Genomic DNA, 17,707 nt, shown 5'->3' on the forward strand with positions numbered 1-17,707 from the left:
CATAACGCAAAGGCAGGTAGCCATGCACGACGTTTGCCGCATTTTGCTGGTGGACGATCACAAATTGCTCATGGAGGGCATCCGCAGCCTGCTGGCCCCCCACAGCCATTTGCGCGTGGCCAGCATGGCCCCCGACGGCAAGGAAGCCGTGGGCCTGGCCGCCACCCTGTCGCCCGATCTGGTCATCATGGACATCTCCATGCCGGGCATGAACGGCGTGGAAGCCAGCCGCGCCATCCTCCAGATCCGGCCCGAGACGCGCATCCTCATCTATACCGGTCACGAGGACCAGCGGCATCTGCTGGAGCTCATCCAGCTGGGCATCATGGGCCACGTCTGCAAAAGCGATCCGCCGTCCGTCCTGCTCCAGGCCATCGATGCCGTGCGGCAGGGGGAGGTCTTCCTCAGTTGTGCTGACCCCGGCGGCTGCATGGCGGCCCTCATGCGCCAGAACCGCCAGCGCCTCAGCCCCGCCGAGGGCGGGCCGGACATCGGCATGCTCTCGCCGCGCGAGAAGGAAATCTTCCGTCTGCTGGCCGACGGCTACAGCGTCCGCCAGATAGGCGATGCCCTCAACATCAGCCCCAAGACCGTGGAGACCCACAAGTACAGCGTACTGACCAAATTGCGCGCCGGCTCCATCAACGAGCTGACCAAGATGGCCATCCGCCTGGGCCTGGTCTCCCTGTAGTCCGCATTCGGGCCTGTCCTTCAGAGCGTTTCCGTACGCTTCCTGCCTGCTGTCCTTGCGGCGGTGCCGGCGGGGGAGCGTGTCCTTTCGGTGAGGCTTGTCTTTCGAAGGCCTCCCTGTGCGGCAGTGAGGCCTGTCGTTCCCGCAGGCGGCCCGTTCTTCCTCCCATCTCCCTCCAAATCAGCGCATATCAGCTCGCCCCTGGCTGCCCTGGGGCCTCCTGTGGCATCCCCGTCCTGTACGGGATGGGGATGGTCTGCCATCCTGCGCCATGATGGCAGCGGTCCTGGTGCCGTACCCGTCTTCCGGGCAGACGGGATGAACAGGCACGGCCGTCTGTGGGCCCAAGCCTGTGCGAGCAGGCCTATGCCGTGGCGAGGTCGTCTTGTGGCGTCCCTGCCGCTGGTGCTCCTTTCGCGGCGGGCCCGCCCCAGAGCGAGGCCTTCAGATAGTCCAGAAAGACCCTGGCCGGTTTGGAGAAGAGCTGCTGTTTTTTCCAGGCCACGTTCAGGCCCACTTCCATGGCCGGATGCAGGGGCCGGAAGCAGAGCGGGCCGTCTTCCGGCAGGCGGATGATCCTGTCCAGGCAAAGGGCATAGCCCATGCCTTCCTCGACCATGATCGAAGCACTGTAAAGCAGGTTGTAGGTGGCCACCACCTGCAGGGCATCGTGCGTTTCCCCCAGCCAGCCTGCGACTTCGTTGTTGACCATGTTCTGCCGGGAGACCAGCAGGGGCAGGCCGCGCAGGTCCGCAGGGGCGACGGACGGCCGGGCTGCCAGCGGCGCGTCCTTGCGCATCAGGACGCCCCAGCGGTCCTTGACCGGCAGACGGAAGAACTCGTAGCCCGAAAGATCCACGGGCTCGATGAAGAGGCCGAAATCCACCAGATCCCGGTCTATCTTTTCCATGACGTCTTCGGCATTGCCGCTGAAGATGTGGAAGGTCACATGCGGGTGATCCTGCCGCATGCGGCGCGCGGCCCGGGCGATGAGGCGTATGGCGTCGGTCTCGCCGCCGCCGATGTGGATGTCACCGCTCAGCAGCTCGTCCGGTGCCTTGAGCTCCGCCGTGGTCTTTTCCAGCAGGCTGACGACCTCCTGCGCCCGCTTGCGGAAAAACGTACCTTCCTCCGTCAGGGTGATGCTCCGTTTGCCGCGCAGGAAAAGCGTCTTGCCCAGCTCTTCTTCCAGCTCCTGCATCTGCCGGGACAGGGTGGGCTGGGTCACGTGCAGGGCCTCGGCGGCAGCGGAGATGGTCTTTGCCTGCGCGACCGCCAGAAAATAGCGGAGGGTCCTCAATTCCATGTGATGCTCCTTTGCCGGGATGCCGGGTGTTGATGCCTGCTGCTGGTGTCGCTGGCCGTCAGGGCCGGTCAGAGAGGGCAGAAGATCTGCGGGGCTGGCCCCATGGCCTGCGCAGCGGGTACAAAAAATCCCCGCCGGGCGGGGCTGGGAACGGCAGGGACACTGAGCGGGGGACGAGGCGGAGGCCTTCTGCCGCTGTCTGTGCCCATGCCGGAAAAGAACGTTGCCGGAAAAGGGATATCCGGGAGAGGGGCCCCGCATGGCACGGGGCCTGCCTCTTCCCGAAACGTCCTTGTGCGGTGACGGGACTTATTCGTCCTGCAGGGCGGCGCCCCGCTGGGGATCGAAGTCGTTCTCCGTGCGGGAGATGAAGATGGCCGCGGTGGCGTCGCCCAGCACGTTGATGGTGGTACGGGCCATGTCCATGACACGGTCGATACCGGCCACCAGGGCGATGGCTTCCAGCGGGATGCCCACATGGGTGAAGATCATGGAGAGCATGATCAGGGCCGCGCCGGGCACGCCCATGGTGCCCACGCTGGCCAGCAGGGCGATGAGCAGCACGGAGATCTGCTGGTCCAGGGGCAGGGGCATGCCGTAGATCTCGGCGGCAAAGATGGTCACGATGCCCATGTAGATGGCCGTGCCGTCCATGTTGATGGTGTTGCCCAGCGGGATGGAGAAGCTGGAGACGCTGCGGGAGGCGCCCAGCTTCTGCACACAGGTCAGGTTGGTGGACAGGGCGGCGGCGCTGGAACAGGTGGTGAAGCTGGTGAGCAGCGGGGCGCTCAGGCCGCGGAAGAAGGTGCCGGGCTTGAGACCGGCGTAGCGGATACAGGGCAGGTAGGTGATGATGACGTGGATCAGGCAGCCCAGGTACATGATGCCGATGAGCTTGATGAGCGGCAGCAGCACTTCCAGCCCGTGGTTGGACACGGTGTAGGCCATAAGGGCAAAGACACCGATGGGCGCGTAGTGCATGACCATGCTGGTGACGCGGATCATGACTTCGCTCATGGCGTCGAAGAAGGCGGCGGCAGGCTTGGCCTTGTCACCGCACAGGCTGATGGCCATGCCCACCAGCACGGCGAAGAAGATGATCTGCAGGATGTTGCCCTTGGCCAGGGCATCCACGGGGTTCAGGGGCACGATGCCCATGAGCACCTGCACCAGCGAGGGGGCGGCCACTTCCTTGGCGCTCAGGTTGGCGGTGGAAAGGTCGAGCCCCACACCGGGCTGGAAGATATTGCCCAGGACAAGGCCGATGGCCACGGCCAGGGCCGTGGTGGCGAAATAGAAGACCAGCGTCTTGGCGGCCACGCGGCCCAGACGGCCCACATCGCCCACGCTGGCGGCGCCGGAGACCAGGGTGGCCAGCACCAGCGGTACGACGACCATGCGGACGAGATTGATGAACAGGTCGCCGAACGGCTTGAAGAAGGCGGCGCTGATGCCCAGCTTGGGGGCCAGCGTGCCCATCAGTATGCCCAAAACCATGCCGATGCCCATTTGCAGGGGCAGGCCCATTTTCTTGCGTGCGCTCATAGGAACCTCACTGCGTGTTGCGTAATGTCACGATACTGTCGCCGACAGTAAGCAAGATTCGTTCCGCACGCAACGTTTTCCTTGCCGGGGAATATGGCGGGGGAGGGACCTCTGGGGCGTTACAGCGGGCAGCGCATGTCATACCAGCAGGCCTGGCCGTGCTGGCTGTCGGAGCGCCCCAGCAGCCGGAAGCCCAGTGAGCTGTAGAAGGGGATCAGCCGTTCCTTGCAGGTGAGGACCACATCTTCCTTGCCCCGCTGCCGGGCCACTTCCAGAAAATGGCGGACAAGGGCCGCGCCGATGCCCTGATGCTGCCGCTGCGGATCCACCACCAGCCCGAAGACGGCCTGATGCGGGGCCTCCTCACGGTGCAGTCCGGCATCGTGGTAGAGCTCGTCCCGGCAGGTATCGAAATCGGTCATGCAGCCGTTGATATGGCCCACGATGGCGCCGTCATCCTCGGCCACGAAAAAACAGTGGGGAAAGACGGCAAAACGGGCGGCAAAGCTTTCCGGCGATGCGGCTTCGGCAGGGGGAAAACCGCGCGCCTCCAGAGCGGCGATGGCGGGCAGGTCTTCGGGGCGGGCTTGTCTGATATGCATGGAAGCTCCTGGACGGGGCCCGCCGGAGCGGACCTTGAGGTTGATAACGGGCCGTCGCGGGACGGCATGACGGCTCGAAGGATGTCCGGCCGTCCAAGGGAAAAGGTTTTTCAGGGCGGGTAACAGGAGCACCTGTGCCCCTGTGTGTGCCGGTAGAGGAAACAATGTCTCTTTTCCGCCGTCCGTGACGGATGGGCCGCGGCGGTGTCCGCCAGTCCCCGGGGACTCACGGACACCGCCGGAAGAGAGAACAGGGGATGCTTCCCGCAAGGGCGGCACGCGTTACGCTGCTTTCTCCGTGAACAGGTTCCTGCGGGCGGCTTCGGACCGGATCTCCTTGCGGTAGCTGTCGTGCTGACGCAGGTAGAAGGCCAGCGCGTTGGCGAAGTTGTCGCCCAGCAGCCCGTCGAGGACCTGGCTGGAGATCTCTCGTTGCAGGCGCAGCAGGGAATGCAGGGCCAGGATGCCTTCCACTTCTTCCGTGGGCATGCCGGACAGACGACGCCAGAAGATGTCGTGCGAACGCGGCAGATAGTACCACATGTACATCAGGTCGAGCAGATGGACGATGGCCTGCCGGGCGGCGTTGGGGTCCTTTTCCAAAAGCTGCTGCCAGAACTCGCGGGGCTGCTCCTGCATCAGGCGCCGGATGGTGGCCTGGGGGAAGAGCAGGGCCAGCTTCACGAGATTGTTGAATATCTGGCTGAACTTGCTGTCGTACTCCAGGGTGCGCATGCGCAGATACATGTTACGGTCCGCAAAACCTTCGATGACGGCGGCCACGATGTCCGAGGAGCACTTGGAGACGATGGCGGCGCAGTTCTGCAGGGCGCCCACCGGGTCGGCGATGCCCAGCCAGACGAAGCAGACCAGCAGCCCCTTGCCCAGCACGATGGACAGGGGGATGGAGATGGCGCTGCGGAACAGGTTGCCCACGACAGCTTCCTTGGGCAGGCCGCGGAAGATGTTGTGCCCTGATATGTAGACGCTGTTGATCATGGCGATGACCGTATAGACCGCCAGCTCGTTGTTCTGGACCGTGATGCCGAGCCAGTCCTCCAGCAGCCACATGCGGACGACCACCTCCAGCAGGGGGACGGATATGCCCGTATAGAGCAGGGAGTCCGCCATGCGGCTCCAGCTCACATAGCGGTTCCAGGGCAGGAGCATGGAGCGGCAGAAGGCCCCGCCGCCCACCATGGATTGCAGGACATTGCGCACGGCCGTGATGGCGAACCAGAGCAGGGCGCCGATCCAGGTCAGGATCCACCAGCTGTCCACGTACCAGAAGGCCCACTGCGCGGGGATGAAGCCCAGCAGCACCTTGAGCACGTTCACCAGATTGCTGTTGAAGTAGTGGACGTTCCAGGGGGTGGCGGCATCGCGCATCATGCTCACGGGATCGTGCTGTTCCGCGTTGATGCCGCGGGAGTCCACGCCGCCCAGGGTCACCAGGTTGCCGCCGTCGGGGCTGATGGTGGTGGTCTTTTTTTCCAGCTCCCAGCCACGGACCACGCGACAGCCCAGATGGTGCAGCAGGGGCAGGCGGCGCAGGGTCCGGAGCCAGCGCGGCAGGGTCGCGGGCTCGTGATAATGGGTGAAGCCGTAGATGTCGGTATGCACGGGCAGGGTCAGGCGCTGGCCGCTCTTTTCATGGCGCAGGGCGGCCCGGGCCTGCGGGGGCAGGGTCTCGGTGAAGACCAGGCCCATGCCGTGCGTCATGTGCGAACGGCTGGTGGAGTCCGTGCCGATGCGCGAGCCGAGCCACGAGAGCTCGTAAAAACTCCGCAGCTGGGTCAGGTTGTCCTGCACTTCCAGCAGCAGGTCCCGGCGGGGCGAATCCGCGGGTTCGTCCTGCACGATCCGGCGGACAACCTGCTTGAGGCGCAGGGGGCTGCCCTCGTTGATGGCCCGCTGCAGCTCGTTGATGGCCTCGATATGCGGCAGCTGGCCCTTGGACCAGGTGCGCAGGTTGAACAGTTCCAGATGGGTGATGAGCCCCTTGCCGCGCCAGAGCAGTTCCAGCGTGTCCTGTACGTTCAGCCCTTCCAGGCCCAGGATCATCTGGCAGGGGTGCAGGGGCACCAGGGACTGCAAAAGGACTTCGGGATCGCGCAGCAGCACAGGGGGCAGATCCTTGTGGGGCGCCACGGGGAACAGGATATCCGGGTTGGCCTGCGGCCCCAGCCATTCCTGGCGCAGGCTGTCGGGCATGAGGCCTTCCATGGCTTTCAGACGGGCGCGCAGGCGGGCGGCTTCTTCATCCGTGCCGTTCCGCCGGGGATCGTTGCGGAGCTCTTCCAGAGCCTGTTCCAGGGCAGGCTGCCATTGCTGGAGGATGTATTCGGCCAGATGCAGGGACGAAGGCTGGCGCTGGCCCACGAAAGCCAGAAAGGCGTCCGCATCCAGCGGGGGCGGAGGCGGGACTTCCAGCTTGCGGGCCAGGGTGGCCGCGTGCTTCTGGTTCCAGGCCTGGAGCAGGCGCAGGACATGCCGGCGCATCCACTGGTTCACCGTGGCGTATTCCTTGAGGATGGCCGCGATGTCCGGGCGCTGGAGCAATTTGATGAAGGCCCGGCTGCTGTGGACGTTGAGCGGCGACCAGGTGAATTCGATGAGCTTGTCATGGAAGGTGGCCCGGAACTCGATGCCGATGCGCACGGTGATGCCCATGATGCGGGCCGCGCGCAGCAGTTCGCTGGCGGCTTCGGGGTCCACGGTATTGTAGTAGACCACCGTGATGAAGCGCAGGCCCTTGAGCCAGGCATCCATGACCAGATGCGTGGGGCTCTTGCGGCCCTTGGTGTTGGCATCATGGACGTGGTGGTCGAAGGCCTGCTGGTTCCAGGCTTCGGGCATCTCCAGCAGATGATAGCGGCGCAGCAGCGAGCGGATGACGTGGGGCGTGCCGCGCACCGCCTGGTAGAAATCGTGGGCCAGCGGCAGCTGGATATGGACGTGCGGCGCGGCGCGGACCAGGTCTTTCATGATCTGGATCAGGACGCGGGCCGTATTCTTCTGCAGGCTGGAAAGGGCGGAGTAGAGGACCTCGTCATGCAGACGGCGCAGGGCCTGCAGGCGCTCCTGCGGGCCGCGGGCCTCCAGGCTCTCCAGCAGGATGATGACGGCGCGGGCGATGCGCATGCCGGGGTCCGTGGTCAGCTTGATGATGCCGCGCGGATGCAGGCCTTCTTCAGGCTGGGCCAGGCTCATGGACATGTTGCGGGCGGCCACGAAACTGTTGACCAGCTGGATCAGCTGATGGTCCTGCAGGTCGAACAGCCAGGACGCTTGCTTGTCCGGGCCGGAAGTGGTGACGGCATTGGCCGAATGTCTGGTGGCGCACATGACGGTTCCCTCTATTGCTGGAGATGCGGGCGGCACTGGCGGCGGCCAGCGGTCGCACGGATATGCCGGGTCGTCCCCCTGTGTGAAAGAAGAAAATGTGACAAATATCGTCGGGGATTGCAAACGGATGGGGAGGGGAAGACCAAAGGGCGAAGGTGAAAGGGCGGCCCGGGCGGATGCTGCACACGGGAAGGCGTGGAAAAAGGGCGGTCCGGGACACCTGCTCCGGCAACACCATAAACGAAAAAACCCGCTGATTGCTCAGCGGGCTATTTTCTCGGTGGCGGAGAGGAAGAGATTCGAACTCTTGGTACGCTTTTAACGTACACACGATTTCCAATCGTGCTCCTTCGACCAACTCGGACACCTCTCCGTGTCGTGAAGACCTGCTCTTTATAGGCAGAACCTTCGGCTTTGGCAAGCAAAAAATCGCACTTTTCGCAAAAAAATTTTTTCTCTAAAAAATTAGCTGTTATTTCAGCTTGTTATCATCGCTGTTTTTCGTCTCCATCTTCCGCCGGAGATGGTCACAGCTGCCCACTCACGGGGCGTGATGACGAAAAGGCGTCCCGGCCCTGCCCCTGGACAGGGCCACGGCAAGGACGATGACCAGCAGGACGAGCAGGGCTTGCCACATGGCCTAGTCCTTGCGGTCCCTGTCTTCTTCACGCTTTTTTTTGCCCATCATGTAAAAAAAGCCCAGCACGGCCACACCGAAGGCCACGATGCCGGCCAGATTGAGCATGAAGATGGTATCCATACGATCTCCTGAAAGACTGTCCGGGGTGTCCCGGAGTTCGTCCGTTGCTACCGGAAGGCCCGGCAGGGGAGCGGGATGGTCCCGCCCCGCCGTTGCCGGGCCGTCAGCATCAAGAAAAGGCTTGGCTGCCGCGGCAGCCGCCTGATGGTCGTTTTAGATGCCCAGCTGGCTGAAGCCGCTGTCCACGTAGATGACTTCGCCGGTCACGCCGTGGGAGAGCTCGGAGGCCAGGAACACGGCGGCACCGCCCACATCGGCGGTGGTCACGTTGCGGCGCAGGGGAGCGTGCTCTTCCACGCGGGTAAAGATGTTCTTCAGACCGGAGACGGCGGAAGCGGCCAGGGTCTTGATGGGGCCGGCGCTCAAGGCATTGACGCGCACGCCCTTTTCGCCCAGGTCGTAGGACAGGTAGCGCACGGAAGCTTCCAGAGCGGCCTTGGCCACGCCCATGATGTTGTAGCCGGGGATGACCTTGGTGGAACCGTGGTAGGTCATGGTCAGCACCGAAGAACCGTCATGCAGCAGGGGCTCGAAAGCGCGGCAGACGCCGGTGAGGGAGTAGGCGGAGATGTCCAGGGCCAGATGGAAACCGGCGCGCGACGTATCCAGGAAGCGGCCGCTCAGGTCCTCACGGTTGGCAAAGGCCACGGAGTGGACCAGGATGTCCACCTCGCCCCACTTTTCCTTGACCAGGTCGGCGGCGGCCTGGATCTGGGCGTCGTCGGTCACGTCACACTGGAAGGTGAACTCGCCTCCCAGTTCTTCGCTCAGGGGCTCAACACGCTTTTTGATGGCGTCGCCCACATAGTTGAAAGCAAGGCGGGCGCCCTGTTCCTTGAAGGCATTGGCGATGCCGTAAGCGATGCTCTTGTTGTTGGCCAGGCCCAGGATCAGGGCTTTTTTTCCTTGAAGCAGCATGTAATATCCTCCAGAAAAGTCGCCTTGGCGACGGTGACCACAGGTTAGATGGTGAATTCTTTGCCCGTCAGGATGTGGTAGGCCTCACGGTAGCGCCGGGCCGTGGCGTCCACGACCTCGGCAGGCAGGGCAGGCGCGGGCGGCTGCATGTCCCAGGGCTGGGAGGTGAGCCAGTCGCGCAGGTACTGTTTGTCGAAACTGGGCTGGCTGCGGCCGGGTTCGTACTGGTCCGCGGGCCAGAAGCGGGAAGAGTCGGGGGTCAGCACTTCGTCGATGAGGCGCAGTTCCCCGTCCACGAAACCGAATTCGAACTTGGTGTCGGCCACGATGATGCCGCGGCTGGCGGCATAGGCACGTCCGGCTTCATAGATGGCCAGGGTGGTCTCCCGGACCTTGCGGGCCACGTCCTCGCCCAGCAGGCGGGAGGCCTCTTCCGGGCTGATGTTCTGGTCGTGCTGGCCCAGCTCGGCCTTGGTGGAAGGCGTGAAGAGGGCCGTTTCAAGCTTGTCCGATTCCCGCATGCCGGCAGGCAGCTGATAGCCGCAGAGCGTGCCGGTCTTCTGATAGTCTTTCCAGCCCGAGCCCGAGATGTAGCCGCGTACGATACATTCCACAGGCAGGGGCTTTGCCTTGCGGACCAGTACGGCACGCCCTTCAAGTTCGTCCTTCCAGGGGGCAAGGGCGGCGGGGAACCGGTCCACATCGCTTTCCACCAGATGATTGGGGATGATGTCCTTGAACTTGTCCATCCAGAACAGGGTGATCTGGTTCAGGATCACGCCCTTGTAGGGGATGGGCTTGTCCATGATGACATCGAAGGCGGACATGCGGTCGGTTGTGACGATGAGCAGGGTCTTGTCGTCGATGTCATAGATGTCGCGGACCTTGCCGCGGGACAGCAGCGGGTAAGCGCTGATTTCAGTCTTGGTGGTGATGCGCATAGTCTTGATCCAGTTTGTTTAAGGCACTAGCGCTTGCTGCGGATCTCCACGGAACGGGCGTGGGCCTCCAGCCCTTCCAGACGGGCCAGAGAAGCAATGGCAGGCGCGTTTTCCAGCAGGAAGGCCGGCGAAGTGGCCACGATGCTGGTTTTTTTGCAGAAGTTCTGGACGGAGAGCGCGGAAGAGAAGCGCGCGGTCCGCAGGGTGGGCAGCACATGGTTGGGGCCCGCGAAGTAGTCCCCCACGGGTTCGGGGCTGTGCTGGCCCATGAAAATGGCCCCGGCATGGCGGATGTGGGGCAGCAGGGCCCAGGGATCGCGCACGCACAGTTCCAGATGCTCGGGAGCCACACGGTTGGCGATGGCCACGGCGGTCATGATGTTGGGCACCACCACGATGGCGCCCCAGTCCATGAGGGACTTGCCCGCGATCTGGGCCTTGGGCAGCTGGCTGCACTGCTTTTCCAGTTCCTGCTGCACCTGTTCGGCCAGGGTGATGTCGTCGGTGAGCAGGATGGCGGAAGCCAGCATGTCGTGCTCGGCCTGGGAGAGCATGTCCGCGGCCAGCCAGTGCGGGCGGGCGGAGCTGTCGGCCACCACCAGCACTTCACTGGGGCCGGCCACCATGTCGATGCCCACCGTGCCCTGCACCAGACGCTTGGCCGTGGCCACATAGATGTTGCCGGGACCGGCGATGACGTCCACAGGGTCGATGCTCTGGGTGCCGTAGGCCATGGCGCCGATGGACCAGGCGCCGCCCACACGGTAGATCTCGTCGATGTCCAGCAGGTGGGCCGCCGCCAGGATGTGCGGGTTGATGGTGCCGTCCTTGCGGGGCGGGGTGCACACGGCCACGCGGGGCACACCGGCCACCAGGGCGGGGATGGCGTTCATGAGCATGCTGGAGAGCAGCGGGGTGTTGCCGCCCTGGCCGCCGGGCACATACAGGCCCACCCGGTCCACGGGCAGCACGCGCTGGCCCAGGATGCTGCCGTCAGGCCGGGTCTGGAACCAGGATTTTTCCAGCTGTTCTTTATGGAAGGTGCGGATGTTGTGGGCGGCTTCGCTGATCTGCTCGCGATGTTCGGGAGAGATGGAAGCGGCGGCCCAGGCGATGTCCTGCTCGCTGACGCGCAGGGGCGCGGCAAATTCGGGACAGTCGAAACGGCGGGTATAGTCGATCAGGGCCTCATCGCCCTTTTCACGTACATTGGCGAGGATCTCGCGCACGCTGCCCTCAACGCTGTCGCCGGGGTTGAAGCGGCCGTCGAGCCACTGCGAGGCCTTGACCCATTCCTGCTCGGACTGCAGGTGCAAAATTCGGCAAATCATGGAATATACCTCAAGAAAAGAACGCCACCGGAGGGCGCGTGGACGCGCGGAATTGCGCGTCGGACGAATATAGCGAAGGCGTGCGCCAATGTCGAGACTTCCGTGCAGGAGGCCGTTGCCGGGGTGTCAGCCCCTTGACAGTACGGCAGTGCGTATTTACTCAATACTAGCCGGCACAACGCTGGTGCATTTCTGGGAGGAACCATGGATCGTCACAACGAGAACGATGATATGCATATGAAGGACACGCAGAACACGGAAGCGCAGGAAGAGGCCTGTGCCGGTGCCGAGGCCGGGGATGCCGGGGACGCCGTGCAGACCCTGCCGGAAAATCTGGAAAGCCTGTGCCACGAACATGTGTGCCCCAACTGCACCGAAAGGCGCGATGCCGATGACGCACGCCTGCGCGCGGCCGCGGAGATGGATAACTTCAAGAAGCGCCTGAAGCGCGAGCACGAGGAACAGATCCGCTATGCGGCGGAAAAGGTCATGAGCGACCTGCTGCCCACGCTGGACAACCTCGATCTGGCCCTGCAGTACGGCAGCAAGGACGAGGCCTGCAAGGACATGCTCCAGGGCGTGGCCATGACCCGCAAGCTGCTGCTGGAAGCCGTAGCGCGTCACGGTCTGACCCCCGTGGGCACGGCCGGTGAGGCCTTCACGCCCGAACTGCACGAAGCCGTGGGCTTTGATGCCGAGGCCGATGTGGAAGCCGGGGCCGTGGCCCGCGTTCTGCAGAGCGGCTACAAGCTGGGCGAGCGTCTGCTGCGCCCGGCCAAGGTCATGATCAAGCAGGGCTAAGCGCCGTTATCCGCAAGACAGCCGGAAGGGCCTTCCCCATATGGGGAGGGCCCTTTTTTGTATACAGGCATACGGATCAGTGGACTCTCATCAGGGCCCGGGGAGCCCTCTTCTCTGGTCCGGCATCCTTATCAAAGTCCTTCATCCGACATAGCGGCGGTTCTCCGCCAGCGGCTTCAACCGGGGCATCTTCGCGATACCGTGGTCCGGTATCCCCGGACAAGTACGGGGCCATGCCGCGTTGGCGTTCCCTGCGGCAGCGTCGGGAAGCCCGGCAAAACAGCTTGACTTTCAAAAGCGTTGCACTCTAGCGTAACACTAGACATCTGTATTGGTACTGCATGTTGCGGGGAAGGAGCCTTTGCTGCGCCCCGGACTATTTTTGTGGGGGATATCTATGAAAAAATTGTATGTCGTGCTTGCCGTCTGCCTTCTGTGGGCATGCCAGGTGACGACGGCAGGGGCCGAAGGTTTCGCCCTGACGGAATGGAGCTCGCGAGGTCTTTCGCTGGCAGGCGGCATGGTGGGACGCGCGGACGATCCCTCGGCCATCGCCTACAATGCGGCGGGCATCACCCAGCTGCCGGGCACGCACGTCATGGGCGGTTTTGCCGCCATCGCGCCCATGGGTACCATCGACCTGGATCTGGCCGACGGCAGCCACACGTCCACGACCACCAAGCCCCATATCTGGGCTGCCCCGCACGCCTATATCACCCATCAGCTGAACGACCGCTTCTGGCTGGGCCTGGGCTTGTTCTCGCGATTCGGCCTCGGCAATGAATTTGCCGATAACTGGACGGGACGGTACAACCTGACCAACATCAATTTCCAGACCTTTTCCCTCGTGCCCACTGTGGCCTTGAAGGTCAACGATGTCCTGTCCCTTTCGGCGGGCGTGGAGATCATGCATGCCAGCTTTGCCATGGGACAGCAGATTCCCAGCATGCAGTATATCGGCTACATCCCCAGCAGAGGGGAAGACAGCAAGATGACGCTCAACGGTACGGGCTGGGGCGTGGGGGCCCAGGTGGGGGCGCACTTGCGCATGACCGACGAGCTGTCGCTGGGCTTTTCCTACAAAAGTCCGGTCACGCTCAATATCGCCGGTTCGGCGGATTTTTCCCGGCATCATAGCAATATGCTGGCCGACCAAGGACAGGTGCCGCACACCATCGATACCGATGTGCACAGCACGGTGCATCTGCCCGATTCCTTTGCCGTGGGCCTGGCCTACCGCCCGCTGGAGAATCTGAGCTTCGAGGTGGGGACCGTCTTCACCCGCTGGTCCACCTACGATTCCATGAACATTTATTTCGATTCCGATTTCCAGTCCATCAATCATAAAAAGTGGCGTGACGGCTGGAATTTCAACGCCAGCGTGGAATATGAGCCCCTGGACTGGCTGGCCCTGCGTGCGGGCATCTGGTACGAGACGCCGGTCACTAACGAGGCGCACGCGGACTTCATGGTCCCCAGCCACGGCCGTACGGGCGTCAGTGTGGGCGCGGGCTTCCAGTATCTATTCCGCCACCATCGGCTACACGTTCTAAGGTACGGGACGGCCCTTCGGGGATGCTGGCCATGACGCTGCCGGAAGGCCGTGCCGGACCGGAAGGCAGACATGCCCGGCAGCCGCTCTGACTGCACGAAACCGGCGTTCTTCATGTGAAGGGTAAAACGGCGGGAAGTGGGATGGCACGGCCTGTGCGGGGCGGGCACCGGAACGGGACACAATGCGATAAAAAGGAAAGGGAGGCTCAAGCCTCCCTTTTTTTGTCCTGTGATGGGTTTGGGGATCCGTTTCCCGCAAGTTCCCGGCCTGTCCGTGCAACCGGCCCGGCGGTACGCATTTGCCGTTAGGTCCTGTGCGGGCGGCCGGATGATGGGAAAACGCGCTGTCGCTAGCGTCCGGCCTTGAGGCGGGGCAACAGGCGGTCGGCCAGATGTTCGCCCAGTCCCTGCAACAGACGGCTCTGGGCCGCCACCAGACTGGCGCTGCTCATGCCGGCATCCTCGCTGGCTGCGTAGATGCCGCGATCCAGCGCCTCTCCGCCACGGGAAAGCTGCCAGCGGGCCTGCAGCCGGGCCGTGCCCGGCGTGTCGCCGTCCAGACGTTCCAGAGCCACGGCCAGTTCCATGTCGCCCTGCCGGTCTCCGGCAGCGATCACGTCGATGCCCCGGGGCAGCAGGCGGGCGGCCAGCACTTCGCCCAGCACGCGCCGGGCGCCCTGTCCCAGCGGCTCGGCCCAGATGTCCAGTTCCGAGACCTCCAGGCGGGTCTGGCCGTCGCTGCGGCGCACCAGACCGTTGCGGTCCAGATAGTCAGGCACGCTCACCGGTGCGATGCTCAGACTGGCAGCGGGCAGGCTGTCGGCGGTCAGGGGGGGCTGGCCGCTGTCCAGCAGATAGAAGTGCGTGGGCGCGCTGCGGCCGCAAGCGGTCAGCAGGAGCGTCAGCAGGGCCAGGAAAACGGTCGTATGGCGGAGGAGATGGTTCATCGGCGACTTCCTTGTTTGCCGCGGAGCAGGGCTTCGGGATTGCGTTCCAGCACGTCCATGAACGCCCGCAGGGAGCGGACGGCAGCCGCGCTTTCCTGAATCAGGCGGCGCAGCTCCTGGGTGAGGGGGGCATTGCGTTCCACCACGGCCTTGGTGGCCAGGGAAACGGAGGAGACGTTGTTCATGGCGTCCCGGGTGCTTTGCAGGGCCTGGGGCAGATCGTGCTGGGCCGACGTGGCCGCCGCATTCAGCTTTTCCAGGGCCTGGGCCAGGGTCTTCTGGGATTCCTGCATGCCGGCCAGCAGGGCCTGCGCTTCTTCAAAGGAGGTGGCAAAGGCCTTGATGCCGCGTTCCAGCGCATCGCCGGACAGGGCGGCGTTGAGCTTTTCCAGGATGCCCGCCGTGGTATGCGCCATCTCTTCCAGAGGCAGACTGGCCACGGTACGCTGCAGGGTATCGATGGGCGAGGGCAGGGTGGGGATCTCCCTGTCCGGCATGGGGGAACGGAAATTGGCGGGCGTATTGGGCAAAAAGTCCAGCTCCACGCGGTACTGGCCGGTGATGAGGCTCTGGAGCTGCAGGCGGGCGCGCAGGCCGCGCTGGATCAGGCGGCGCAGGATCTCCTGCCGGAAATTGTCCGTGAGCTCGCCGGTGACTCCGGCCCGGACGATGCTGTTCTCGTCCAGCCGGATGTAGACCGGGATGGTGACGCTGGCGTCGCGCGGGTTGGCCTCCAGGCTGATGCGCGTCACCTGGCCCATGGGCACGCCGCGGAAGACCACGGGCGCCCCGATATTGAGGCCGCTCACCGAGCCGTCGAAGTACAGGACGTATTCGATGTCGTCACTGAACATGCGGCCGCCGCCCAGAAGGATGATGCCCGCCACCAGCAGCGCCAGTCCGCCGATGACGAAAGCCCCTACAGCGGTTTTGAATGATTGTTTTGCCATGCCGTATCCTGTGGGTTCAGTCCTGTTGTTGGGGGCCGCCCGCTTCGCCGCGCGTCAGGAAGCGCAGGGCCTGCAGCTCGGTGTGCGGGTCGCGCACCAGTTCGGAGGGGTTGCCCCGGGCAGTGACGCGCCGGGTCCGCACGTCGAGATAGATGCCGTTGCTGGCGATGGCGAAGATGCTGGCCAGCTCGTGGGAGACGATGACGAAGGTCGTGCCCAGGGCGTCGCGCAGCTCCAGGATCAGGTCGTCCAGCATGCGGGCGCTCACCGGGTCCAGACCGGCGGAAGGTTCGTCCAGAAAAAGGATCTCGGGATCGAGGGCCAGGGCCCGGGCCAGACCGGCCCGCTTGCGCATGCCGCCGCTGATCTCCGAAGGATAGTAGTCCTCGAAACCGGCCAGACCGGCCAGGGCCAGCTTGAGCGAGGCCTGCTCGCGGATCTCGTCGTCATCGAGGTCGGTGTACTGCTGCAGCGGCAGGCCCACGTTCTCGGCCAGGGTCATGGAGCTCCACAGGGCGCCGCCCTGGAAGAGGACGCCCGTACGCCGCAGGATGCGGCGGCGCTCTTTCTCGGTACAGGCCCAGATGTCCGTATCGCCGTAGAGCACCTGGCCGCTCTGGGGCTGCTTGAGGCCCATGAGCGTGCGCAGGAGCGAGCTCTTGCCGCAGCCGGAACCGCCCATGATGAGGAAGATGTCATCGGCGGCCACATCGAAATTGACGTCACGCATGAGCACGAAGGAGCCGTAGCCCAGGGTCAGGTCGCGGACGCGCAGGCGGGGAGTGCTCATGTCAGATGCCCAGTACGTTGCAGATGATGGTGATGACGGCCGTGGCGATGATGATGCCCACGATGGACTGGACCACGGCCGTGGTGGTGGCCAGGCCCACGGCCTGGGCGCTGCGGCCGCAGCGGATGCCCTGATAGCAGCCCGCCAGGGCGATGATGATGCCGAACACCGTACCGTAGGCGATGCCGATGAGCCCGTGGACGAAGGAGACCATCTGCATGGTGGCGTTGAGGTATTCGGCGGAACTCAGCCCCAGCATGGAGACGCCCACCACATAGCCGCCCAGGATGCCCATGAGGTCGGCATAGACCGTGAGCAGGGGGACCATGAGCATCAGGGCCAGCATGCGCGGCAGCACCAGAAAATCTATGGGCGAGATGCCCAGGGTGGTAAGGGCGTCCACTTCCTCGTTGACCTGCATGGTGCCGATCATGGCCGCATAGGCGGCCCCCACGCGGCCGGACATGACCACGCCCACCATGACCGCGCCCATGACGCGCAACATGCCGATGCCCACCAGCCCGGCCACATAGATCTGGGCGCCGAACTGCGTCAGCTGCACCGCGCCCACAAAGGCCAGGATCAGACCGAACAGCAGGCTGGTGATGGAGATGATGGGCAGGGCGCGCACACCGCATTCGTACATGGCTTCTATAAAGTCCTGCATGCGCATGCCGGCGCGTCCCAGGATGAGACGCCAGATGGAAAGGGTCACATCGCCGAGGAATTCCAGAAAATCCGCACAGCGGGGCGGCAGGCCCATGACCGCCTCGCCCACCCGGGCAAAAAGCCCTTGCCGGTGGTCGCTGCGGGCGGCCCCTGCCTGGGCCGGGATGGCGAAGGCCAGGTGCAGCAGTCGTGCCAGTCCTGTGGGCAGGTCCTGGCTGATCTCGATCTGCGCGGCGCGGGCGGCCTTGTGCAGCTGGACGAGGAAGACCAGGAGGCTGCTGTCCCAGGCGTCGAGGGAGGCCGCCGCGAGATGCAGCTGCCGGATGCCGGGGCCTCGCAGCTGCTGCAGGGCGTCGGCACACTGCGGCGGCCAGGGCGTATTGATGGCCCAGCTGCCGGAGACGGTGACCTGCAGGCGCTCTCCGGCCCTGTCCAGGTTTACTTGCGGACTTGTTTCCATCTCTATAGTATACGCGCAGGACAGAAGCTACGCAAGGAGGGAGGCCGCTCCCCCGCAGGCTTTTTCCCCTTTTTTGCTTACCCTACAACCCCGG

At 64.1% G+C, this 17,707-nt stretch carries 14 protein-coding genes and 1 tRNA gene; 3 read left to right on the forward strand and 12 right to left on the reverse strand.

The genetic code is table 11. The features are described from left to right. The first annotated feature begins 22 nt into the window (after positions 1-22). Positions 23-691: a response regulator transcription factor gene (locus ACQRAG_RS08640; protein ID WP_304024045.1), complete on the forward strand. Its 669-nt coding sequence runs from the start codon at positions 23-25 to the stop codon at positions 689-691. A 364-nt stretch (positions 692-1,055) separates the two neighbouring features. Here ACQRAG_RS08640 and ACQRAG_RS08645 read toward each other — a convergent pair whose 3' ends face one another. The 8 genes from ACQRAG_RS08645 to hisD form a co-directional block, all read right to left on the reverse strand. Next, on the reverse strand, positions 1,056-1,997 hold the full coding sequence (locus ACQRAG_RS08645; protein ID WP_297230784.1) for a LysR family transcriptional regulator: 942 nt from the start codon (positions 1,995-1,997) through the stop codon (positions 1,056-1,058). Between the two features lie 309 nt (positions 1,998-2,306). Further along, entirely contained in the window at positions 2,307-3,542 is a 1,236-nt protein-coding gene (locus ACQRAG_RS08650; protein WP_304020987.1) for a dicarboxylate/amino acid:cation symporter, read from the reverse strand. Positions 3,543-3,661: 119 nt separating this feature from the next. Then, positions 3,662-4,144: a GNAT family N-acetyltransferase gene (locus tag ACQRAG_RS08655; protein WP_168934838.1), complete on the reverse strand. Its 483-nt coding sequence runs from the start codon at positions 4,142-4,144 to the stop codon at positions 3,662-3,664. 282 nt (positions 4,145-4,426) lie between these two features. Then, positions 4,427-7,492: a hypothetical protein gene (locus ACQRAG_RS08660; RefSeq protein WP_427803983.1), complete on the reverse strand. Its 3,066-nt coding sequence runs from the start codon at positions 7,490-7,492 to the stop codon at positions 4,427-4,429. A gap of 281 nt (positions 7,493-7,773) precedes the next feature. After that, positions 7,774-7,865: transfer RNA gene (locus tag ACQRAG_RS08665), tRNA-Ser, on the reverse strand. Positions 7,866-8,405: 540 nt separating this feature from the next. Further along, a complete protein-coding gene (locus tag ACQRAG_RS08670) occupies positions 8,406-9,170 on the reverse strand; it encodes an enoyl-ACP reductase FabI (RefSeq protein WP_006004296.1) in 765 nt (254 codons plus the stop codon). 44 nt (positions 9,171-9,214) lie between these two features. Beyond that, on the reverse strand, positions 9,215-10,111 hold the full coding sequence (locus ACQRAG_RS08675) for a phosphoribosylaminoimidazolesuccinocarboxamide synthase (protein ID WP_168934840.1): 897 nt from the start codon (positions 10,109-10,111) through the stop codon (positions 9,215-9,217). Positions 10,112-10,137: 26 nt separating this feature from the next. Beyond that, a complete protein-coding gene (gene hisD, locus ACQRAG_RS08680) occupies positions 10,138-11,442 on the reverse strand; it encodes a histidinol dehydrogenase (RefSeq protein ID WP_168934841.1) in 1,305 nt (434 codons plus the stop codon). A gap of 231 nt (positions 11,443-11,673) precedes the next feature. Between hisD and ACQRAG_RS08685 the strand changes: the two genes are divergently transcribed. Together ACQRAG_RS08685 and ACQRAG_RS08690 are read left to right on the forward strand one after the other, a co-directional pair. Continuing rightward, positions 11,674-12,243: a nucleotide exchange factor GrpE gene (locus tag ACQRAG_RS08685; RefSeq protein WP_427803985.1), complete on the forward strand. Its 570-nt coding sequence runs from the start codon at positions 11,674-11,676 to the stop codon at positions 12,241-12,243. Between the two features lie 397 nt (positions 12,244-12,640). Beyond that, positions 12,641-13,831 carry an OmpP1/FadL family transporter gene (locus ACQRAG_RS08690; protein ID WP_427803982.1) on the forward strand — a complete coding sequence of 397 codons (1,191 nt, stop codon included), beginning with the start codon at positions 12,641-12,643 and terminating at the stop codon, positions 13,829-13,831. A gap of 316 nt (positions 13,832-14,147) precedes the next feature. Here ACQRAG_RS08690 and ACQRAG_RS08695 read toward each other — a convergent pair whose 3' ends face one another. From ACQRAG_RS08695 to ACQRAG_RS08710, 4 genes are read right to left on the reverse strand one after another with little or no spacing between them, the layout of a single operon-like run. Continuing rightward, the gene (locus ACQRAG_RS08695; RefSeq protein WP_204674105.1) at positions 14,148-14,744 is read right to left on the reverse strand and encodes a PqiC family protein; all 597 of its coding nucleotides are present in this window, start codon (positions 14,742-14,744) and stop codon (positions 14,148-14,150) included. Beyond that, positions 14,741-15,694: an MlaD family protein gene (locus tag ACQRAG_RS08700; RefSeq protein WP_168934844.1), complete on the reverse strand. Its 954-nt coding sequence runs from the start codon at positions 15,692-15,694 to the stop codon at positions 14,741-14,743. The genes ACQRAG_RS08695 and ACQRAG_RS08700 overlap by 4 nt, the downstream gene beginning before the upstream one ends. Before the next feature lie 16 nt (positions 15,695-15,710). Next, entirely contained in the window at positions 15,711-16,484 is a 774-nt protein-coding gene (locus tag ACQRAG_RS08705) for an ABC transporter ATP-binding protein (protein WP_168934845.1), read from the reverse strand. A gap of 1 nt (position 16,485) precedes the next feature. Next, positions 16,486-17,613, reverse strand: coding sequence for an MlaE family ABC transporter permease (locus ACQRAG_RS08710; RefSeq protein ID WP_204625316.1), 1,128 nt, complete (start codon positions 17,611-17,613; stop codon positions 16,486-16,488). Between the last annotated feature and the right edge of the window lie 94 nt (positions 17,614-17,707).

Origin of the sequence: Desulfovibrio sp. SGI.230 (assembly GCF_050313065.1) — a bacterium.
GTDB lineage: Bacteria > Desulfobacterota > Desulfovibrionia > Desulfovibrionales > Desulfovibrionaceae > Desulfovibrio.

Excerpts from the sequence above, each read along its gene's own strand:
- ACQRAG_RS08700 (WP_168934844.1), bottom strand. The coding sequence starts at position 15,694 with ATGGCAAAACAATCATTCAAAACCGCTGTAGGGGCTTTCGTCATCGGC.
- ACQRAG_RS08690 (WP_427803982.1), top strand. The coding sequence starts at position 12,641 with ATGAAAAAATTGTATGTCGTGCTTGCCGTCTGCCTTCTGTGGGCATGC.
- ACQRAG_RS08670 (WP_006004296.1), bottom strand. The coding sequence starts at position 9,170 with ATGCTGCTTCAAGGAAAAAAAGCCCTGATCCTGGGCCTGGCCAACAAC.
- ACQRAG_RS08640 (WP_304024045.1), top strand. The coding sequence starts at position 23 with ATGCACGACGTTTGCCGCATTTTGCTGGTGGACGATCACAAATTGCTC.
- hisD (WP_168934841.1), bottom strand. The coding sequence starts at position 11,442 with ATGATTTGCCGAATTTTGCACCTGCAGTCCGAGCAGGAATGGGTCAAG.
- ACQRAG_RS08645 (WP_297230784.1), bottom strand. The coding sequence starts at position 1,997 with ATGGAATTGAGGACCCTCCGCTATTTTCTGGCGGTCGCGCAGGCAAAG.
- ACQRAG_RS08705 (WP_168934845.1), bottom strand. The coding sequence starts at position 16,484 with ATGAGCACTCCCCGCCTGCGCGTCCGCGACCTGACCCTGGGCTACGGC.
- ACQRAG_RS08660 (WP_427803983.1), bottom strand. The coding sequence starts at position 7,492 with ATGTGCGCCACCAGACATTCGGCCAATGCCGTCACCACTTCCGGCCCG.
- ACQRAG_RS08655 (WP_168934838.1), bottom strand. The coding sequence starts at position 4,144 with ATGCATATCAGACAAGCCCGCCCCGAAGACCTGCCCGCCATCGCCGCT.
- ACQRAG_RS08685 (WP_427803985.1), top strand. The coding sequence starts at position 11,674 with ATGCATATGAAGGACACGCAGAACACGGAAGCGCAGGAAGAGGCCTGT.
- ACQRAG_RS08710 (WP_204625316.1), bottom strand. The coding sequence starts at position 17,613 with ATGGAAACAAGTCCGCAAGTAAACCTGGACAGGGCCGGAGAGCGCCTG.
- ACQRAG_RS08675 (WP_168934840.1), bottom strand. The coding sequence starts at position 10,111 with ATGCGCATCACCACCAAGACTGAAATCAGCGCTTACCCGCTGCTGTCC.
- ACQRAG_RS08650 (WP_304020987.1), bottom strand. The coding sequence starts at position 3,542 with ATGAGCGCACGCAAGAAAATGGGCCTGCCCCTGCAAATGGGCATCGGC.
- ACQRAG_RS08695 (WP_204674105.1), bottom strand. The coding sequence starts at position 14,744 with ATGAACCATCTCCTCCGCCATACGACCGTTTTCCTGGCCCTGCTGACG.